General features: G+C 72.3%; 15 protein-coding genes. 8 read left to right on the forward strand and 7 right to left on the reverse strand.

Features of this window, described 5'->3' with window-relative positions:
• Positions 1-68 precede the first annotated feature (68 nt).
• The 3 genes from Acy02nite_RS42685 to galE all read left to right on the forward strand — a co-directional run bounded on the left by Acy02nite_RS42685 (position 69) and on the right by galE (position 5,660).
• Positions 69-1,310: a helix-turn-helix domain-containing protein gene (locus Acy02nite_RS42685; protein WP_203754955.1), complete on the forward strand. Its 1,242-nt coding sequence runs from the start codon at positions 69-71 to the stop codon at positions 1,308-1,310.
• A gap of 158 nt (positions 1,311-1,468) precedes the next feature.
• Complete coding sequence (locus Acy02nite_RS42690) at positions 1,469-4,525, forward strand: non-ribosomal peptide synthetase (protein WP_203754958.1); 3,057 nt, start codon at positions 1,469-1,471, stop codon at positions 4,523-4,525.
• A 163-nt stretch (positions 4,526-4,688) separates the two neighbouring features.
• Complete coding sequence (gene galE / locus Acy02nite_RS42695) at positions 4,689-5,660, forward strand: UDP-glucose 4-epimerase GalE (protein WP_203754961.1); 972 nt, start codon at positions 4,689-4,691, stop codon at positions 5,658-5,660.
• Positions 5,661-5,697: 37 nt separating this feature from the next.
• Here galE and Acy02nite_RS42700 read toward each other — a convergent pair whose 3' ends face one another.
• Entirely contained in the window at positions 5,698-6,495 is a 798-nt protein-coding gene (locus Acy02nite_RS42700) for an LLM class F420-dependent oxidoreductase (protein ID WP_203754963.1), read from the reverse strand.
• Positions 6,496-6,696: 201 nt separating this feature from the next.
• Here Acy02nite_RS42700 and Acy02nite_RS42705 point away from each other — a divergent pair, with 201 nt between their 5' ends.
• The 4 genes from Acy02nite_RS42705 to Acy02nite_RS42720 all read left to right on the forward strand — a co-directional run bounded on the left by Acy02nite_RS42705 (position 6,697) and on the right by Acy02nite_RS42720 (position 12,633).
• Positions 6,697-8,112 carry an MATE family efflux transporter gene (locus Acy02nite_RS42705; RefSeq protein WP_203754965.1) on the forward strand — a complete coding sequence of 472 codons (1,416 nt, stop codon included), beginning with the start codon at positions 6,697-6,699 and terminating at the stop codon, positions 8,110-8,112.
• Complete coding sequence (locus Acy02nite_RS42710) at positions 8,109-9,290, forward strand: glycosyltransferase (protein WP_203754967.1); 1,182 nt, start codon at positions 8,109-8,111, stop codon at positions 9,288-9,290. Before Acy02nite_RS42705 ends, Acy02nite_RS42710 begins: the two co-directional genes overlap by 4 nt.
• Positions 9,291-9,332: 42 nt before the next feature.
• Complete coding sequence (locus Acy02nite_RS42715) at positions 9,333-10,463, forward strand: glycosyltransferase family protein (RefSeq protein WP_203754969.1); 1,131 nt, start codon at positions 9,333-9,335, stop codon at positions 10,461-10,463.
• A gap of 223 nt (positions 10,464-10,686) precedes the next feature.
• Positions 10,687-12,633 (forward strand): elongation factor G, encoded by a 1,947-nt coding sequence (locus Acy02nite_RS42720; RefSeq protein ID WP_239175781.1) that lies wholly within the window; start codon positions 10,687-10,689, stop codon positions 12,631-12,633.
• 85 nt (positions 12,634-12,718) lie between these two features.
• Here the strand turns inward: Acy02nite_RS42720 and Acy02nite_RS42725 are convergent, their stop codons facing one another.
• Positions 12,719-13,969, reverse strand: a complete 1,251-nt coding sequence (locus Acy02nite_RS42725) for a multidrug effflux MFS transporter (RefSeq protein ID WP_203754974.1) — start codon at positions 13,967-13,969, stop codon at positions 12,719-12,721.
• A 239-nt stretch (positions 13,970-14,208) separates the two neighbouring features.
• On the opposite strand from Acy02nite_RS42725, the gene Acy02nite_RS42730 reads away from it, so the two are divergent.
• On the forward strand, positions 14,209-15,030 hold the full coding sequence (locus tag Acy02nite_RS42730; protein WP_203754977.1) for a glycosyltransferase family 8 protein: 822 nt from the start codon (positions 14,209-14,211) through the stop codon (positions 15,028-15,030).
• A 75-nt stretch (positions 15,031-15,105) separates the two neighbouring features.
• On the opposite strand, the gene Acy02nite_RS42735 is transcribed toward Acy02nite_RS42730, so the two are convergent.
• The 5 genes from Acy02nite_RS42735 to Acy02nite_RS42755 all read right to left on the reverse strand — a co-directional run bounded on the left by Acy02nite_RS42735 (position 15,106) and on the right by Acy02nite_RS42755 (position 20,059).
• Positions 15,106-16,008, reverse strand: a complete 903-nt coding sequence (locus tag Acy02nite_RS42735) for a TauD/TfdA dioxygenase family protein (protein WP_203754980.1) — start codon at positions 16,006-16,008, stop codon at positions 15,106-15,108.
• Positions 16,009-16,039: 31 nt separating this feature from the next.
• Positions 16,040-16,780 carry an SDR family NAD(P)-dependent oxidoreductase gene (locus tag Acy02nite_RS42740; protein WP_203754983.1) on the reverse strand — a complete coding sequence of 247 codons (741 nt, stop codon included), beginning with the start codon at positions 16,778-16,780 and terminating at the stop codon, positions 16,040-16,042.
• 99 nt (positions 16,781-16,879) lie between these two features.
• Positions 16,880-17,677, reverse strand: a complete 798-nt coding sequence (locus tag Acy02nite_RS42745) for a phytanoyl-CoA dioxygenase family protein (RefSeq protein WP_203754986.1) — start codon at positions 17,675-17,677, stop codon at positions 16,880-16,882.
• A 28-nt stretch (positions 17,678-17,705) separates the two neighbouring features.
• Positions 17,706-18,749: a polysaccharide deacetylase family protein gene (locus Acy02nite_RS42750; protein ID WP_203754989.1), complete on the reverse strand. Its 1,044-nt coding sequence runs from the start codon at positions 18,747-18,749 to the stop codon at positions 17,706-17,708.
• Between the two features lie 29 nt (positions 18,750-18,778).
• Positions 18,779-20,059, reverse strand: a complete 1,281-nt coding sequence (locus tag Acy02nite_RS42755) for an aminotransferase class III-fold pyridoxal phosphate-dependent enzyme (protein WP_203754992.1) — start codon at positions 20,057-20,059, stop codon at positions 18,779-18,781.
• Between the last annotated feature and the right edge of the window lies 1 nt (position 20,060).

A 20,060-nucleotide genomic window follows, 5' to 3' on the forward strand; every position in this document is an offset into this window, starting at 1 on the left:
TGCAGGAGGCATGTGCGCATACTCCAAGCAGAGATACGTTCCCACAACCTGGTACCCGAGATGGTGAGATGCTCGATCAACCGACTTTCGGCCAGCGTCTGCGAGCGCTGCGCGTGAAGCAGGGGCTCTCACAGGCCGCCCTCGCGGGCGACGGCATGTCCACCGGGTACCTGTCCCGGTTGGAGTCCGGTGCTCGCAAGCCCAACCAGCGCATCGCGGACTACCTCGCGGAGCGGCTCGGGGTGCCGGTCAACCAGTTCGCCGCGTCGCCGGCAGGGGAGAGCGGGCCGCCGAGCACCCAGACGTCGTCGCTGGTCCAGTTCCTCGCCGCCGTCATCTCCGGCAACGCCGACGAGCGGACCAGCGAACTACTCGCCGAGGCGCTGCGCAAGGGCGACGACTGGGACCCGGCACTGCGCTGGCAGGGGCTGTGGCTGCTGGCCCGCTCGCACCAGGCGCAGGGGCGGTCGGAGGAGCAGCAGGCGCTCCTGATCGAGCTGGTCCAGCTCAGCGACGAGCTGGGCGTGCCGGAGCTGCGGACCCGGGCGCACACCCAGCTGTCCCGGTGCAGCCGGATGCTGGGTGACAACGACGCGGCGCTGGAGCACGCGCTGCTGGCGTGGCGTGCCGCCGAGGGACTGTCGGTCGAGGACCGGGCCGGCGCGTTGCAGGCGCTCGTCTCGGCGGAGGCCGAGCTGGGCCGGCTCGCCGAGGCGTGGGCACACTCCGACGAGCTGTGCGCCCTGACCGACAATGCGACCGGGACACTGCGGGTGGAGGCGTTGTGGGCCGCGTCCACGGTCCGCATGCGGCAGGGTGACTACCGTGGCGCCGAGGATCTGCTGGAGCGGGCGTTGCTCGGCTCCGACGGCCGGGAGAACCTGCTGCTGTGGGTCCGCCTGCGGCTGGCCGCGGCCTCTCTGTATCTGCAACTGACGCCCGCACGGACCACCTGCGCACAGGAACGGCTCGACGAGGTGGCGCCGGTGCTGCAGGTGGTCGGCAGCGAGCTGCACCATCAGCAGCTGAGCACGTTGCGTGCCTACCTGGCGTTCGAGCAGGGCCGGCTGGACGAGGCCCGGGCGATCTGCGCGGAGATCGACGAGCACACGTTGCTGCTGTCGTTCCGCGACCGGATCCGCTATCAGGCGTTGTGCTGCCGGATGCAGATCCTGGACGGCGACCGGGACAAGGGCATCCACAAGCTGCAGCAACTCGCCCAGGAGGCGCAGGAGGCGCGCAACCCGGACCTGGCCGCGGAGTTGTGGCGCACCATGGCCGAGGCCCTCGCCCAGCGCCTCGAGTCGTAGCGGTCCGCCTCCCACCGGAGCCCGTTGCCCTGGCCGTGCCAGCCGTTCCCCGCGAAGTTGCCGCACTAGGCAAGCGGTGGCAACATGACGAGGGTTCTGGCAACGACCGCGCCGTCATGCGGCTCGGCATGCGGGGAGGCAAGTCTGTGCTGACAGAAATGGCAGTGTCGGCGGAACCGTCCATCGAACTCGACGAGGGCCTGCACCAGCGCATCGCACGCCTGGCCCGGCAGCGGCCCGACGCTCCCGCGGTCATCGCACCTCAGCGGCGGCTCAGCTACGGCGAGCTGGACGCCACCGCTGACGCGTGGGCGGCCGGGCTCACCGCCGCCGGCGTCGGCCCGGGCGACCAGGTCCCGATCATCCTGCCCCGCGAGGCGGATCTGGTGATCGCGCTGCTGGCCGTCCTGAAGGCGGGGGCCGCGTACGCCTTGCTGGACCCGGCCTGGCCGGCCGCCCGGTTGCGGGAGGTCACCGCGATGCTGGACGCGCCCCTGGTGATCGCCTCCGCAGAGGTGGACGGGCTCGACCTGCCGGTGTGGACCTCGCCCGCGCCGCAGGTCGCCGCGCCGCCCGAGTTCCGGCCGGCCGAGCTGCGCGGCGACGCGCCGTGCTGCGTGTTCTTCACGTCCGGGACGACCGGACGGCCCAAGGGCGTGCTCACCCCGCATCGCGCCACCGCCCGGCTGTTCCGGCCCGGCTCGTTCCTGCCCTTCGACGAGCACACGGTCATCCCGCTGGCCGCGCCGGTGCCGTGGGACGCCTTCTCGCTGGAGCTGTGGGGCGCTCTGCTCAACGGCGGCACCTCGGTGATCGTCGACGGGCCGTACCTGAACGCCGACGGGCTGCGCGCCGGCATCGAGCGGCACGGCGTGACCACCGCCTGGCTGACCAGCAGCCTGTTCAACATGGTGGTCGACGAGGACGTTGACGCGTTCCGCGGCCTGCGTCACCTGATGATCGGCGGCGAGCGGCTCTCCCCGACGCACGTCGAGCGATTCCTGCGCCGGCACCCGGACATCGTGCTGCTCAACGGGTACGGCCCGGTGGAGAGCACGGTGTTCGCCACCACCCACCGGATCGTGCCCTCCGACGTCGACCGGCCGGACGGGATTCCGCTCGGCCGGCCGGTGCCCGGCACGGAGGTGCACGTCCTCGACGGCGACCGGCCGTGCGCGCCCGGCGAGATCGGCGAGGTCTGCGTGACGGGCGCCGGCCTGGGCCTGAGGTACCTGGGCGACGAGCAGCTCACCGCGAGCAGCTTCGTCACCGTCCGGATCGACGGCCGTGACGTGCGCGCGTACCGCACCGGCGACCTGGGGACGGTCGACGGCAACGGGTTGCTGCACTTCCGTGGCCGGGCGGATCGGCAGGTGAAGGTGCGGGGACATCGGGTCGAGCCGGCCGAGATCGAGCGCCGTGTCGAGGAGCTGCTGCCGGTGCGGTCGTGCCGGGTGGTGGTGGACCGCACCGGCACCGAGCCGCGACTGATCGCCTGCTGTGTGCCGCACCGGGCCGGCGACCCGCTGACCGGCGCCCGGTCCACGCTGGGCGAGGTGCTCCCCGGGTACCAGCTGCCGGCTCAGGTCGTGGCCGTCGACGCGTTCCCGACGACGGCCCAGGGCAAGCTGGACGAGCGGGCGTTGCTGGCCGGCTCGGCCGGGACCGCGCACCACGTCCCGCAGGGCGATACCGCGGCGGCCGCCGGCGATGCGTCGACCGCCCTCGTCGCCGGCATCTTCGCCGAAGTGCTGGGCCGCTCCGGCGTACCGGTCGAGGTGCCCCTGACCGACCTCGGCGGCACGTCGCTGGACCTCGGCCGGGTGTGTGCGCGGCTCGCGGCCCGGCTGGGCCGGCCGGTGCCGCTCGCCAGGCTCGTCGCCGACCCGACCGCCCGCGCTGTCGCCGCCTGGATCGACGCCGGTCCGCCGGCCGGGGACGACGACGCCGCCGAGCCCCGTGACGTCGGCGTCGTCCCGTTGACGCCGATCCAGCTGATCTACCTGACCCGGCACCTGTTGGACCCTGCCGATCTGACCTCGCACTGCCTGGTCACCTGGGTGGTCGACGGCCCGCTGGACCACGCCGCGCTGGTGACGGCGCTCGCCGCGGTGCACGCGCGGCACGAGCCGCTGCGTGCGGCCTACCTGTCCGACCCGCGGCCGGTGGCGCGGGTCCTCGACATCGACCCGCCGCCGCTGGAGACCCTGCCGGCGCAGCCGTCGGTGGAGGCGGCGGTGGCCGCGCTGCGCACCCTGTTCTCCGCCGAGCTGTTGATCGAGGAGGGCGACGTGTGGCGTGCCGGGGTCGTCGAGGCCGGCGACGTCAGCGTGTTCGGCTGCGTGGTGCATCACATCGCCTTCGACGGCTGGTCGGAGTCGGTGTTCGCCCGCGACCTCGCCACCGCGTACAACGCGGCGCGGCGCGGCACGGCGCTGCCGGACAGCCCGGCTCCGCCGTCGTTGGCGCGCTCGCACCGCGACTATCTGGCCCGGGTCGCTGCCAGTTCGGTGGACGAGCATCGCGACCGGCTGCGTGCCGAGCTGAACGGCGTGCCGGCGTTGCAGTGGCCGGGTGATCAGCCGGCGAGCGGCCGGTCGGCACTCGGCCTCGTCGAGGTGCCGATCGAGCCGCGGGTGGTCGCCGCGGTCGACGCCTCCGCGCGGGCGGCCAGGGTCAGCCGGTTCGCCGCGCTGCTGCACCACTACGTCACCGCGCTGGCCGAGATCACCGGCCAGGACGACTTCGCGGTCGGCATACCGGTGGCCCAGCGCCACGGTCCCGGCTCGGAGCTGGCCGTCGGCTGCCACATCGCGCTGCTCTGCCTGCGCCACCGCGGCACGGCGCCCGCCGATGGACCGGCCGCGCTGCGGGCGACGGCGGACAGGTTCACCGAGGCGTTCGCGGCGCAGGACGTGCCGTTCCAGGACATCCTCATCCTGAACGAGCCGCCGGGCCGCCAGCGGCCGCCGCTGTTCCAGACCATGTTCGCCGTGCAGAACAACGCTCCGGCGATCCTGGAGCTGGACGGCGCGCGAACCACCTTCGTCCGGCAGCCCTATCTCGACGTTCCGCTCGACCTGCACGCCGAGCTGTGGCCACGGGCGGACGGCGGATACCGGATGACCGTGTTCTTCCGGCGCGACGTGGTCGCCGAGTCCACCGCCCGGCAGCTTGCCGAGTGCATCGGTGCACGCCTCGCCCGTACCGCCTGATCCGGCTCTGTTATTGCCAATCTCCCCGCTCCCTTTGCCAAAACTTGCCAACGCTGGCAAGCTGAAGGGGTCCCGACCGTCAGATCGACGAATCCGGAGAGGGGTAGATTCCGTTGACCTCCACCCGAACTGCACCACTGCCGCGCACACCGGGCGGGCTCCGATGACCTGGCTGGTGGTCGGGGGCGCCGGCTACATCGGCTCCCACGTCGTACGCCGCCTGATCGCCGACGGCCGCCCGGTCGTGGTGCTGGACGACCTGTCCACCGGCGACCGGGCCCGGGTGCCGGACGACGTGCCGCTGATCGTCGCCGCCGACACCGACCGGGAAGCCCTCGCGACGCTGTTCCGGCAGTACCGCATCGCCGGAGTGGCCTTCCTGGCCGCCCGCAAGTCCGCGCCCGAATCGGTCGCCGACCCCCTGATGTACTACGGGCAGAACCTCGACGGCATGCGGGTGCTGCTGGAGGAGATGGTGTCCGCCGGGGTCACCCGGATGGTGCTGTCCTCCAGTGCGGCCGTCTACGGCGTGCCGGAGGAGCCGGTCGTCACCGAGGAGACCCCGGCCGCGCCGATCAACCCGTACGGCGAGACCAAGCTGATGTGCGAGTGGATGCTGCGCGCCGCCGGCGCGGCGCACGGCATCTCGTGGATCGCGTTGCGCTTCTTCAACGTCGTCGGCGCGGACGACGAGGTGCTCGCCGACCGGGGCGGCGGCAGCCTGTTCCCGAAGGTGTTCGAGCGGGTCGCCGCGGGACGTCCGGCCGTGGTGACCGGCGACGACTTCCCGACCCGCGACGGCACCGGGGTCCGGGACTACGTGCACGTCGCCGACATCGCCGACGCGCACGCCGCGGCGATCCGGCGGCTGGAGGAGTCCGCCGTCGCCGAGGTGTACAACGTCGGCACCGGCCGGGGCTACTCCGTGCTGGAGGTCATCGACACCCTGCGCGAGGTCGCCGACATCCCCGTCGACGTGCAGACCGCGCCGCGCCGCGCCGGGGACCCGCCGGAGGTCGTCGCGGCGGTGGACAAGATCGGCCGGGACCTGCGCTGGCGGGCGCGGCACGACGTGACCGACATGGTGCACAGCGCCTGGGAGAACTGGACGCCGGCCGAGGACGGAGCGGCCTGAGAAGGGGCCGCCGGCCCGTCCGGCGGCCCCTGCTCGGTCAGCTGTTCTCCTCGTCCCGCCACTTGAGCCAGCGCCGCAGCGGGGCCAGGTCGTAGTCGGGGCCGCTCGCGCCGACGGTGAACAGCGAGACGCCGAGATCGCGCAGCCGCCGGCCGAGATCCTCGGGCTCACCCGGTGCGGTCGGGCCGCCGGTGACCGTCGTGGACACCTCGATCTCGGCGAGGTCGCGGCCCCGGGCGGCGCAGTGCTCGCCGAGCACCCGCAGCTTGCGGGCGATCACGTCCGGCTCGCCGAAGCAGTGCCAGATGTCGGCGTGCCGGGCGACCAGCGGCAGCGTCTTGCGCTCCCCGGCGCCACCGATGAGCACCGGGATCCTGCGCGTCGGCGCCGGGTTGAGCAGCGACCAGCGCCGCTCGATCCGGAGCAGCGCGGCGGCCAGGTCGTCGAGGCGGCTGCCGTCCGGGGTGAAGGCGTAGCCGTACTCGGCGAAGTCCCGGTCGAACCAGCCGGATCCGATGCCGAGGACGAGCCGTCCCTCGCTGATGTGGTCCACGGTGCGGGCCATGTCGGCGAGCAGGTCCGGGTTCCGATAGCTGTTGCAGCTGACCAGCGGGCCGAGTTGCACCCGCGAGGTCGACTCCGCCCAGGCGGCGAGCATCGTCCAGCACTCGAAGTGCCGGCCGGTGGGATCGCCGTCGAGCGGGAAGAAATGGTCCCAGTTGAACAGGACGTCGACGCCGAGGTCCTCCGCCTCCGCGGCGGTACGCCGGATCCGGCGGTAGTCGGCGTGCTGGGGCTGAAGTTGCAGCGCGATCCGTACGGGTCGAGTCGTCATGGTCCGCCTTCGGGGTAGGACGAAGTTGCCGGGCTGCTTGCCGGGACGTTACCAACCTGCCGGGCGGCCGGCCACCCGATCGAGGCGCGCGTTGTTGCCAGCTTTGCCAGATTATGCCAAGCTGTTGACAGTCCACTTCCGGCTCGTCGGGCTCACCACCGTCCACGAGGACGGCCGACAACCACGGTACGGAGATCACCTATGACCGCAGCGGAGAGGAAACCGCTCTCGACGGCTTCGCCCGGCATCGTCCGGACCGCGCTGGACCGCCGGTTCGTCGCGATGCTGGCGGTGACCGCGGTGCCGGTGGCCATCCAGGCGCTGCTGTCGTCGACCCGCGGCGTCGTCGACTCGTTCCTGGTCTCGCAACTCGGCACCGACGAGGTGGCCGCCGTCGGCTACTCCAGCCGGGTCCTGCTCGTCGTCATGCTCGCCGCAATGGGCATGGCCGACGGCGGTGCGGTCCTCATCGCCCAGTTCTGGGGCAGCGGCGACGTCGCGAAGGCCCGGCAGGCCACCGCGCTGACCATGCTCGTCGCGGTGGGTCTCGGCGCGGTCGCCTGCACCGTGTGCTTTCTGTTCGCCCGGCAGATCGCGTCGATCGGCACGTCCGATCCGCACGTGGTCGAGCTCGGCACGCGGTACGTCCGGGTGGTCATCTGGATGGTGCTGCCGTTCGGCGTCATCTCGGCCCTCGCCGGCAGCCTGCGCTCACTCGGCGAGGCCCGGATCGGCATGCGTTTCACGTTCGTCGGCCTGGCGGTGCACATCGCGCTCGCCTGGGCGCTCATCTTCGGTAACGCCGGCCTGCCGCGGCTGGGCATCACCGGCGCTGCCTGGTCGACGCTGATCAGCACGATCGTCGAGGCCGGCCTGTTCGCCGCCTGGGTCTGGTCGAAGCGCCACCCGATGGCCTTCACCGTCGCCGACGTCGGCGACGGTCTGCGCGCCGGCCTGCTCACCGTGATCCGCCGGGTCGGCGTGCCGGTCTCGATCAGCTCCGTCTCGTGGGCCATCGGCACCCTCGTCTTCGCCGCGCTGGTCGGCCGGGCCGGCACCCTGGAACTGGCCGTGCTGTCCATCGTCATCGCGATCGAGGGCATCGCGATCGCCTTCGTCAACGGCATCGCCACCGCCACCGGCGTGATCGTCGGCAACGGGCTGGGCCGGGACGAACCTGCCGAGGAGACCTGGCGGACCACCAAGGCTCTGCTGCTGTGGAGCACCGGTGCCGCGGTGGTCCTCGGGCTCGGGCTGATGGCCACCCGGCCGTTCATCGACGACATCTACGGTGGCGTCGACCCGGCATCGCTCGCCGTGGCGAAGGACGCGGTGGTCATCGTCGGCGCGCTGTTCGTCTTCCGCTCCCTCGCCATCACCCTGCAGAACGGTCTGCTGCGGGCCGGCGGCGACACCGTCTACATCGTCTTCGCCGACCTGGGCTGCCAATGGCTGGTCGCGGTGCCGCTCATCGCGCTCACCGCGCTCGTCTGGCATCTGCCGTTCGGCGTCATCCTCCTCGCCATCTACAGCGAGGAGATCGTCAAGACCGTCATCAGCGGCCACCGCGTCTACCGGCGTCGCTGGATGCGTCGCGTCGTCGAGGAGGTCTCATGAAGTTCAGTGTGGTCATGCCGTACCGGCAACGTCTGGCCAACGTCAGGATGGCGTTCGCGTCCCTCGCCGAGCAGACGCTGGGACACACCGCGTTCGAGGTGATCGTCGGGTGCCTGGAGTACTCGCCGGAGTTCGTCGCGCTGTGCCAGGAGTACGCCGGCCGGTTGCGCATCGTCACCGTCGTGGCCGGGGACGACTGGAGTGTCAGCCGGGCCCGGAACCTCGCCCTGCGCCAGGTCACCGGCGACGTCGTGCTCTTCCTCGACTGTGACATGGTGATCCCCGCCGACTTCCTGAGCAACCTGTGGGAGCGCTACTACCAGCACGGGCAGCAGGTCTGCGTCTCCGGGCAGATGATCGGCTACGACGAGGCCGTCGACGCGGACGTGGCAGCACCCCGGTCGCAACCGTGGGAGGTGCACCGCGAGGCCCTGGCCGGCCTCGCGACCGCCGACCGGGCCGCGCTGGACATCCGATGGAGCGACAAGTTCGCCTCGGCCGTACGCCGCTACCCGTGGGCCCACGTTCGCGGCGGCATCATCGCCCTGTCCACCGGCGTGCTACTCCGGCACGACCTCACGTTCGACGAGGGGTTCCACGGCTGGGGGCCGGAGGACCAGGAGTGGGCCTACCGGGTCGCCGCGAGCGGGACGCCGATCGTCCTGGCGTCCGACGTCTACGGACTGCACCTGCCGCACCACCGCGACCAGGCCGAGAACGGCCGGACCGCCTGGCCCAACAACCGCTACTACCTCGCCAAATGGCCGCATCTGGGTCTGGAGCTGGCGATGTCGTTCGGCGGCTGGCTCGACGCCGACGCACTCCACGACGACGCGGAGCGGGACCTCGCCGACGCCGTGTCCGGCCCCGGCCGCACGCACGGCGTGGCCCGCGGCCTGGTCGGCGGCGTCGACACCCTGGTCGTCGGCGTCGAGCTCGACCGGCGGACTGCGGCGCCGGTACCCGAGCACCGCGCCCTCTTCGACGCCGGAGCGCCCACCCAGGTGCTGTCCCTGGCCGGCTTCGCCCTGCCGTTCGACGACGGCGACGTCGAGCAGTGCCGGGTGCTGCCCGCCGTCTCCGCACTACCCCCGCGATGGCGGGACGTCATCGTGGCGGAGGCCGGTCGCGTCTCGCGCAAGCCGCCGGCCGTCGATGTGCTTTCCCCCATCGGGTAGCACACCCGAGCCCGGACCAGCTACCGAAAGGAAGCCTCGAACATGACGAGCCATGACAACGCGACGGGCACCGCCGCAACGGCGAAGCGCGTCCTGGTGGGCGCGTGCGGGAACGGCCAAGGACACATCTCCCTGCAGATCCCCACGGTGAGACAGCTGCAGGAACGTGGTCACCGGGTGTCCCTGGTGACCTTCGGGGACGGTCTGCCCCCGCTGGCGGGCGCCTTCTCCCAGCCGGTCCCGGTCGCGGTGCCCACCCATCACCCCGGCAGCTGGCTGGCCATGACGAGTGACGGCGTCGACGTGCCGCAGAGTGCCGCCAACGCCGGTGCGCTGGACCCGCGCGGCGACGCCTGGAACTTCGCCCTGTGCGAGCAGGTCATGCAGCAGCTCGGCGGTGCACCGGACGTGGTGCTCACCGACTACGAGCCGGCCAGCGCCCAGATCGCGTACATGCTCGGCTCCCGGCTGATAACCCTCGAGCAGCAGAGCAAGTTCCTGCTGTACCGCACGCCCGACGCCGGCGGGTACACGCGGGAGGCGGAAGCGGCGCGGCTGCGGTACTTCTTCCCGGCGGCCGACGAGCGTATCGCCTCGTCGTTCTTCCCCCTGGACTGGGAGCGCGACGAGCGCTACACCGGCCGGATCATCGAGCCGGTCCTGCGCCCGGAGGTGCTCGCCCTGACGCCCGAGGCGGACGAGACGTCGGTGGTCGTCTACCTGTCGCCGTTCGGCCCGACGCGGCAGAGCCTGGACAAAATGCTGCAGATCCTCTCCGAATCGCGCGGCGACGTGAAGTTCTCGGTCTTCACCAAGGCCTCCATCGCCGACACCCCGGCCAACATCGAGGTACGCCCGTTCGACCGGGACACGTTCACGTCGGCGCTGGCCTCCTGCTCGGCCGTGATCACCACTGCCGGGCACGCGGTGCTGTCGGAATGCGTCTACCTCGGCAAGCCGGCGCTGACCGTTCCGTTCGACGTCTACGAGCAGCAGTTCAACGGCATGATGGTGGAGCAGCTCGGCTTCGGTGCGAACACCCAGGAGCTCTCGCCCGAGGTGGTCCGGGACTTCCTGGCCCGGCGCGACGAGTACGCCGCGGCGGCACGGGCGCTGGCCACGCGCCGCTACACCGGGGACTCGGCCGGCCTGTGGGACAGCCTCGGACTCTGAGCCGCGCGACGGCGCCGGGAACGCTCCGGCGCCGTCCACCGGCGGGCATCGGTGGCAAGTGATCGCTCGGACATACGACTTTCGGGTGCAAATGGGTGGCGAGCACTCGCCGCACCGGGTAGACCTGAACTCCGGCGTACCCACCATCTTGGAGTGACAATGCGAGCAGCTTCCACGTCTTCGGCCCTTGACCGTTCTCTCGTGGAGCTCTGCCTTGACTTTGTTGAATCTTGGAATCGTCGCCCATGTTGATGCCGGGAAGACCAGCCTGACCGAGCGCCTGCTCTACGAGTCGGGCGCCGTGACCCGCCTCGGCAGCGTCGACGAGGGCACCACCCGGACCGACTCGATGGACCTGGAGCGCCGGCGCGGCATCACCATCCGGGCGGCCGTCACCTCGATCGTCCTCGGCGACCTGCGCATCAACCTGCTGGACACACCGGGCCACCCGGACTTCATCGCGGAGGTCGAGCGGTCGCTGGCCGTGCTGGACGCCGCTGTGCTGGTGGTGTCCGCGGTCGAGGGCGTCCAGCCGCAGACCGTCGCGATCTGGCGGGCGCTGCGCCGGATCGGCGTACCGACGGTGGTGTTCGTCAACAAGGTGGACCGCCGTGGCGCCGACGTCGACCGAGTGGTGACCCAGCTGCGCCGCCGGCTCGCGGCGCAGCCGGTCGTGCTGACCGCGGTCACCGGTGAGGGCGCCCGCGACGCCCGGGTGCGGGCGGTCGGCCTGAGCACCGGATCGGTGGTCGAGGCGGTGGCCGAGGTGGACGACGCCGTGGCGACGCGCTGGCTGACCGACGAGCCGGTGCCCGGCCGCGAGGTGCGGGGCGCGATCCGGCACGCCGTCCGGTGCGGCGGGATCACGCCGGTGGCCTGCGGCTCGGCGATCACCGGGGCCGGGATGCCCGAGCTGCGCCGGCTCCTGGCCGAGCTGCTGCCGCTCGACGCGGAGCCGGACGCCCCGATGGCCGGCACCGTGTTCGCCGTCGACCGGGACGGCCGCGGGCGGCGGGCCTGGCTGCGGTTGTGGTCCGGGCACCTGCGCGTACGCGATCGGGTGGAACTGGCCGGCAGCCGGCCGCAGACGGTGACCGAGATCGCCGTCAGCGAGCCCGGCGGCGTCCAGGTACGCCCGGCGGCGGGGGCCGGTCAGATCGCGGCGGTCCGTGGCCTGTCCGCCCGGATCGGCCAGCACGTCGGCGACCCGCCCCGCCGGCACGCCTACCGGTTCCCGCCGCCGACCCGGCAGACGGTTGTCGAACCGGTGGACCCGGCGCAGCGGCTGGCGATGTTCGCCGGGCTCGCCGAGCTGGCCGACGAGGACCCGCTGGTCGACCTGCGCCTCGACGAGCACCAGCAGGAGGCGGTGATCCGCCTGCACGGCGAGGTCCAGAAGGAGGTGCTCGCCGCGCTGCTGCAGGACCGGTACGGCGTCGAGGTGCGGTTCTCCGGCACGCTGACCGCCTGCATCGAACGCGTCGCCGGCACCGGCACGGCGCAGGACCGGATCGGGGAGCGCGACAACCCGTACCTGGCCGGGCTCGGGCTGCGCGTCGAGGCCGCCCCGGTCGGCCACGGCATCGAGTTCCGGCCCGGGATCGAACCGGGCCGGCTGCCTCCAGCGTTCATCGCCGCCACCGAGGAGGGCGTACGGGCCGCGCTGCAGCAGGGCCGGCACGGCTGGCCGGTCACCGACTGCACGGTCACCATGACGTCCTCGCAGTACTGGCCCCGGCAGAGTCACGCGCACCAGAAGTTCAACAAGTCGTTCTCGACGGTGGCGGCCGACTTCCGGAACCTGGCCCCGGTCGTGGTGACCGCCGCGCTGCGGCGGGCCGGCAGCCGGGTGTGCCAGCCCATCGAGCGGTTCGACGTGAACCTGCCGCCGCACGCGGTGGACACGGCGCTGGCGCTGTTCGGCCGGCTCGGCGCGATCATCCTGGACAGCGTCTCCGCGGGCGGGTACCTGGAGGTGAGCGGCACCCTGCCGTCCGCGCAGGTGCCGCAGGTGGTGGCCGCCCTGCCCGACCTCACCGGCGGCGAGGCGGTGCTGACCACCCGCTTCGACCACTACGCGCCGGTCACCGACGCGGACGTGCCGGTGCAGCCCAGGCGCGGACCGGACCCGGACGACCGGGAGACGTGGTTCCGGGCCATGCCCCGATGATCCGCCTCCGCGGCCGGCAGCCCGGTGCGGCCGGACCGGCGTGAGGACCGGGTCAAGCGGCAAGCGGGCCGGCCGGGGGACCGGGTCAAGCGGGCCGGCGTGAGGACCGGGTCAGGCTTGCGAGGGCGAGGGCCGTGACGAAGAAGACCGTCATGGCCAGCGCCATCGGCAGCAGCGAGTCGTAGCCCGCCACCCCGGTGAGCGGGGTCACGATCGCGCCGATGAGGAAGGTGAAGCCGCCCTGCAGGGCGGACGCGGTGCCGGCGGCGTGGCGCCCGGCCTCCTGGGCGAGCGTGGTGGTCGCCGGCATGATGAGTCCCATCCCGGCGGTCACCAGGCAGAGCAGCAGCCACACGGCGGCGATCGGCGACCGGGCGTGCGGGTCCGTCAGGGCCAGCAGCAGCAGGCCGGTCGCGCCCACGGCGGAGGCGACGATGCCGGCCGTGCGGAGCCGGGCCGCGCCCAGGCGTGCCACCAGCACGCGGAACGCCAGGCTGGCGCAGGCCATGGACGCCGCGTTGGTGGCGAAGATGACGGTGTACCTGGCCGGGCTCACCTCGAACGCCGTCTGCAGGACGAACGACGAGCCACCGATGTAGGTGAAGAAGCCGCCGCTGGCCAGGCCGAGCAGGGCGACGTGACGCGTGAAGCCCCAGTCCCGCAGCAGCCCGCCCATCCGCCGGAAGAGCCGGCCCAGGCCCGGTGCCTGACGGCGCTCCACCGGCAGCGTCTCGGGGATGCCGGCGGCGATGGCGACGGTCATCAGCACGCCGAGCCCGGCCAGCACGGCGAAGACGGTCCGCCAGGTGCCGTGCGTCAGGATCAGTCCGCCGGCCGCGGGTGCCACCACCGGGCCGAGGAACGTGAACGACGAGATGACCCCGAACGTAGCGGCGGCCCGGTCCCCTCCGTAGCTGTCGGTGACGACGGCCCGGCCGATGGCCACGCCGCCCCCGGCGACCATGCCCTGCACGAGGCGGGCGGCGACCAGGATCGGCCCGCTCGGGCTGACCGCGCAGACGACGGTCACCATCGCGAAGACGACGGCGCCGGACAGCAGCATCCCGCGCCGGCCCCGGGAGTCGCTGATCGGGCCGAGGACGAGCTGACCGGCGCCCATGCCGACGATGAACGCGGTGAGGGTCAGCTGAGCCACGGTGGCGCTGGTCCGCAGCGACTGTTGCAGCTCGGGCAGGGCCGCCAAGTAGGTGTCGGTGGCGAACGGCCCGATGCCCATCACCAGGATCAGCGCCGCCGTCCACGGTGTCCGCGCCGGCGTGGCGGACGTATCGGGCCCGCTGTGCTGGGCCGTCGTGCCCGGATGGCTGTTGGCCACGTGTCTCCTCCTGGCGATGCTCGTCGGCGACGGTGCAACGGTGGCAGGTGAATTGCCAGCCTAACATCGCCGAAGGGCGAGTGCTTGGCAACGTTGCCATCGCGGAACTAGCCTGTCGGGACGGCTGTGAGGTTTGACCGGCGGCGCATCGTGGCACATTTTGTCAAAGCGGCGTCATGGTGTTTCCAGCATCCGGGGAAGCCCGGCGCCGGACCGGGACGACGAACGGAAGGCGAGCGATGACCGATCTACATGTGATGTTCGCGATCGACGACCGGTACGCGGGAGGGGCGGCCGTCGTCGCCCACTCGATCCGGCAAGGGCTCCGGGACCGGGGTACGCCGGTGGTGTTCCACGTCGTCGACTGCGATCTGAGCCCGGACCGCCGCGCCGAGGTGCAGGAGCGTCTGGGCCGGGCCGGGGACGTGGAGTTCTACCAGATCCCGGACCGGCTGTCGTTGCGCATCCCGAGCATGTGGCTGTCCGACGCGGCGCTCGCCCGGCTGCACATCAGCAGCGTCATCCCGGCGAGCGTGCCGCGCGTGCTGTACCTGGACGCGGACGTCCTGGTGCTCGAGGACCTGACCGAGTTGTACGGCCAGGATCTGCGTGGCAGCGCACTCGGCGCGGTGCTCAACGGGTTCGCGCCGGACCGGTCGCTCCAGATCACCGCGGAGGGCGCCCGGCAGGTACAGACCGGCGCCGTGCCGCCCGGTCACTTCAACTCGGGTGTCCTGCTCATCGACATGAACCGGTGGCGCGACGAGGGCATCACCGAGCGGGCGGTGGAGATGCACCGCAAGTACGGGTCCGACACCACGCACTTCGATCAGGACATCCTCAACCACATCTTCGCCGGTCGCTGGACCCCGATGGCGGAGAAGTGGAACAAGCTCATCGAGCACCCGGTGCACGGCAAGTTCGGTGCCGGACGGCTGGACCAGCTGACCCGGCGCGAGGGCATCATCCACTACATCGGCGCGGTGAAGCCGTGGCACGACGAGTTCCCGGACAACGCGCTGCGCCGCCTGTACCGGGAGTACGCCTCCGTGCCGGCCTGACGCACGGGTGACACGACGACAGCGGTGGGTGCGGGCATCGGGCCCGCACCCACCGCTGTGTCCGGCCCGGCCGGGTCAGTCCGTGGGGCCGTCGTACGAGGTCATGTCGCCGCGGACCACCGTGGCCGGCCGGCCGTCGATGCCCACCGGCACCTGCCCCGCCACGGTCACCCGCTCGCACCGCCGGTGCTCGGTGCCGTAGTCGTAGATCGCGTAGTGCTGGGTGGCCCGGTTGTCCCAGATCACCAGGTCACCGACGCGCCAGCGCCAGCGCACCGTGTGTTCCGGCCGGGTGGCGTGCTCCTGCAACGCCCGCAGGATGTCGCGGGACGCCTGCGGGCTGACCCCGGCGATGCGCTTGGCGAAGCCGCCCAGCAGCAGCGACCGTTCGCCGGTCACCGGGTGCACGTGCACCGCCGGGTGCTCGGTCTCGAACACCTTGGCGACGTAGTCCAGCTTGTTGTGCACGACGGTGGCGTCGGTGTAGTCGGAGTCGTTGCTGTGCACCACGCGCAGCCGGTCGGCGAGATCGCGCAGCTCCGGGGGCAGGCTCTGGTACGCCGCCGGCATGCTGGCCCACATGGTGTCGCCGCCGACCGGCGGGATGACCACCGCGTGCAGCATGGCCAGGGCCGGCGGACGGTCCACGAAGGTCAGGTCGGTGTGCCAATGGTTGGCCCGGGTGCCCTGCGACGAGTCGATCTCCCGCAGGAACGGCTTCTGCTTCGGCGGCGCGAAGATCGGGTGCCCCGGTGACAGCTCGCCGAAGCGCTGGGCGAAGCGCACCTGGCGCTCGTAGTCGAGGTGCTGATCGCGCAGGAACACCACCTTGTGCTCGAGCAGCGCCGTGTGGACCTGATCGATGACGTCGGCGTCCAGCTGGTCGCCCGCGTCGACGCCGGTGATCTCGGCCCCGATGGCGCCGGCCAGCCGATGCACGCCGATCCTGGTCGCCGTCGAGGTGCTCGTGTCGCTCATTCGGTCTCCCTCCGGTGGGCCGATCGCGGCGCTACCACGGCACCGGCCCCTCATCGTTGAAGAAGCCACCGGTCGGTCCGTCCGCCGGCAGCGTGGCGAGCTCGACGATGGCCCGGGCGCCGTCGTGGACGCTGCGGATGCCCTGGTGCTGGTTCATGTCCGTGGCGGTGTAGCCGGGCGTCGCCGAGTTGATCTTCAAGTGCGCCAGTTCCGGATCCAGCCGGAAGGCGCGGGCGTACTGGATCGTGAGCATGTTGAGCGCCGCCTTCGACGCGGTGTAGGCCATCCGTACGGCCGCGTTCCCGGGCAGGCTCTCGCCCGCGGCGGTGAGGGTCAGCGAGGCGGTCGTGCTCGACACGTTGACGATCCGCGGGGCGGCGGAGCGGGCCAGCAGCGGCAGCACCGCATGCGTGACGGTGACCACGCCGTACACGTTGACCTCGAAGATGTCCCGCAACGGCGCCGCGGTGGTCTCCACGGCGGTGGCCGGGCGGAACGCGCCGGCGTTGTTCACCAGCACGTCCAGCCGGCCCCAGCGGTCGCGGATCCGGGCGGCCACCGCGGCGACGCCGGCCTCGTCGGTCACGTCCAGCGGGATGGCGGTCACCGATCCGCCCTCGGCGGCGAGCTCCGCGGCGACCGCCGCACCTCGCTCGGCGTCCCGCGCGCCGAGCAGCACGGCGATGCCCTTGCCGGCCAGCTGGCGCGCGGTCTCCCGGCCCAGTCCCCGATTGGCTCCCGTCACCAGGGCGACCAGTTCGCTGTCGACCACCTCGGTACCCCTCTCCGGTTGGCTCTCCCGCCACCCTCACACACCATTGCCAACATTGCCAGCCGTGCTGCCAAAGTTGGCAACACGGCTGGCCGTGGGTCAGCGGCGGAACTCCTCGAAGTGCTCCTCGTCGAACAGGTGCGGCCACTGCTGCCCGCCGATGCCCAGCTCGCGGCCGCGGCTCAACATGTGCCGCCAGTACGGCTTCACCGGCGGCCAGCGGGTGCCGGTCTGGCAGTAGGACGCGTCGACGAAATACCGGTCCTTGCCGATGCCCTCCGGGCGGGCGCGGCGGGCGTGGAAGACCGCCGAGTGCGCCAGCACCGTGGACCCCGGCGGCAGGTCGTCGAGCACCTGCTCGCCGTCGATGGACTCGGTGCCGAGATGCGCGTTGGCGTCCTTGGCGGCCACCCGGTGGTGCGAGCCCGGCAGCACCACCAGCGAGGACGTCTCCGGGTCGAGCCCGTCGAGGTAGTGCAGGGCGTGCACCATCGCGTACGTCCGGTCGCGCTGCGGCCGCTGCTCGTAGTCGTGGTGCCAGGGCTTGCCGGGCAGCGTGGGTGCCTGCCGGTCGCTGTGCAGGTGGTGGAAGACGAACGACGGGCCGAGCACGTCGGTCAGCACGCCCATCAGCGGCGGGTACGCGATGAGGTCGGCGTGGGCCGGCATCTCCAGCTCCATCACCGGCGGCAGGCCGTTGGCCTCGGGATCGACAGCAGAGGCGATCGACCTGTCGCGCAGCCCGTCGTCGACCCAGCGGTCGACCTCCCGCTTGAGCCGGGACACCAGGGCCTCGTCGAGGAAGCCCGGCAGCACGACGTACCCGTCGCGGGCGAACTGCTCGATCTGCGCCGCGTCCAGGACGGACGTGGCTTTGACGGAAGAGGTGGACGACATGAGAACTCCACTTCGGATCGGAGGATGGTCAGGCCGGGCCGACGGTGTGCACCCGGTCGGCGGCCAGATCGGACACCGGCACGAACCGGTATCCGCGTGCCAGCAGGCCCTCGATGATCGCGGGCAGGGCGGCGACGGTCTGCTGCCGATCACCGCCGCCGTCGTGCAGCAGGATCACCGAGCCCGGCCGGGCCTGGTCGAGGATGCGGCGGGCGATGACGTCCGCGCCGGGCATCGCCCAGTCGGCGGCCTCGGCGTCCCACAACACCGTCGTCGGCTCCAGCTCGCCGAGCCAGCCGAGCACCTCGGGGGTCCGCGAGCCGTACGGCGGCCGGAACACCGTCGGCAGGCCGGTCCCGGCGGCCCGGGCGACGGCCTCCCCGGCCCGCAGCACCTGAGCGGCCAGCTGGGCTCGGCTCAACTCCTGCAGGAACGGGTGCGAGAACGTGTGGTTGCCGAGCTGGTGCCCCTGCTCGCGCATGCGGACCAACTCGTCGGGGAAGGCGCCGGCGTGCTGGCCGACGCAGAAGAACGTGGCCGGCACCCGGTAACGCTCCAGGACGTCGAGGACCCGGCCGGTGTACGGCGGTTGCGGGCCGTCGTCGAAGGTCAGCGCGACCCGGGGCGCCTCCCGGTCGCCGTGGCTCAGACAGCGCCCGGCAGCGGTCAGCGCCTCCAGGGCCGGTTCGCTGCCGGCGATGCACGCCGCCAGCTCGTCCTCCCGGCCGGTCTGGGTGCCGCGGTGACGCTCCAGCAGCCGTACCGCGGACGGATCACGCTGGGCCGCCCGGGCGATGTCGAGCGCCGGCGCCGAGCCGAGGTCGGGCCGGGCCGGCAGCAGGGGCGGGTCGGCGCGGTACACGGTGACCCCGGCCGCCATCAACTGGCCGTCGAGGATGCCGTTGGTGCTGTCCACCACCGCGGCCACCCGGTCGTCGCGGCGCACGTGCGCGACCAGGTCGGCGATCCGCGCCGGCCCGAAGGACGCCGCCGGTGCGCAGCGCTGCCCCTGGTCGTCGATGATCTCGAGCTGGTATCCGTCCGGACCCCAGCCGATTCCGGCGTACCGCATGAGCTCTCCTTCGCAGTCGTGGGTCGGTCTCAGGCGGCTGCCAGCAGGCCTTGCAGCACCAGGGCGACGCCCTCGTCGTCGATGATCAGCGGAGGTACGGCCAGCACGGCCGAGCCCTGCCGGCGCAGCAGCAGGCCACCGTGCCGGGCCCGGTCGACCACCGCCGTCGCGGCCTCCGGGGTGGACATCTCCAGCACGACGATCAGTCCCAGCCGGCGGACGTCGATCACTTCCCCGGTGCCGGTCAGCGGCGCCAGCGCCTCGACCATGACGGCGCCCAGGTGCTCGGCCCGCTCGGCGAGGTGCTCCTTCTCTACCACGTCCAGGGTGGCCAGGGCCGCCGCGCAGGCCACCGCGTGCCCGCTGGTGGTGTGCCCGTAGCGCAGCCCGCCGATCACCGGGTCGGCGGCGAAGCCGTCGTGGACCGCGTCCGTCGCGGTCACCGCGGCCAGCGCCGAGTAGCCACCGGTCAGCCCCTTGCTGGCCACCACGATGTCCGGGGTCACCCCCGCGCGGCGGACCGCGTACATGTCACCGCACCGGCCGTACGCGGTGAACACCTCGTCCACCACGAGCAGCGCGCCGGCGTCGTCGCACAGGCGCCGCAGGCCCGGCAGGAAACCCGGCGGCAGCACCACACCACCACCGACGTTGAGGAACGGCTCGACCACCACCGCGGCGACCGGCTCGTCCGGATCCGCCGCCAGCGCGCCGGCGAACGCCTCGAGCAGGACCGGCAACGCCTCCGGACGGCGCAGCTCGTGCGCCGGCAGGGGCAGCTCGACCTGGGTGACCGGCAGCGGAGCCCGCAACGGATGCCGGCTGCGCGGCAGGCTGGACAGGCTCCGGCTCAGCACCGTGGCGCCCTGGTAGCCGCGGGCGAACGAGACGATCCGCCGGCGCGGGTCGCCGGTGTGCTCACCGTGCGCGACCGCCATCAGGATCGCGGCGTCGAACCCCTCCGAGCCGCTGTTGACGAACAACGTGCGGTTCAGCGGTCCCGGCAGGTACGACGCGAGCCGTTCGGCGAGAGCGCCGGCCAGCTCGTGACTGCTGATCGACAGGTCGACGTGCTGCAGGCGGGCGGCCTGCTCGGTGAGCTGGCGGACCACGTCCGGGTGGGCGTAGCCGCAGGTGGAGTTGAGCGCGGAGGCGTCGATGAACTCCCGGCCGTCGACGTCGGTGATCCGGTAGCCCTGCCCGTGCGAGTACATCGGGCCGGCCCGGTCGGCGCCCACCGGCGACCAGGTGTGCCAGACGTGCCGGCGGTCGCGTTCCCGCGCCCGGGTGATGCGATCGGTGCTGGTCATG

Origin of the sequence: Actinoplanes cyaneus (assembly GCF_016862095.1) — a bacterium.
In the GTDB taxonomy this organism is placed as follows: Bacteria; Actinomycetota; Actinomycetes; order Mycobacteriales; family Micromonosporaceae; genus Actinoplanes; species Actinoplanes cyaneus.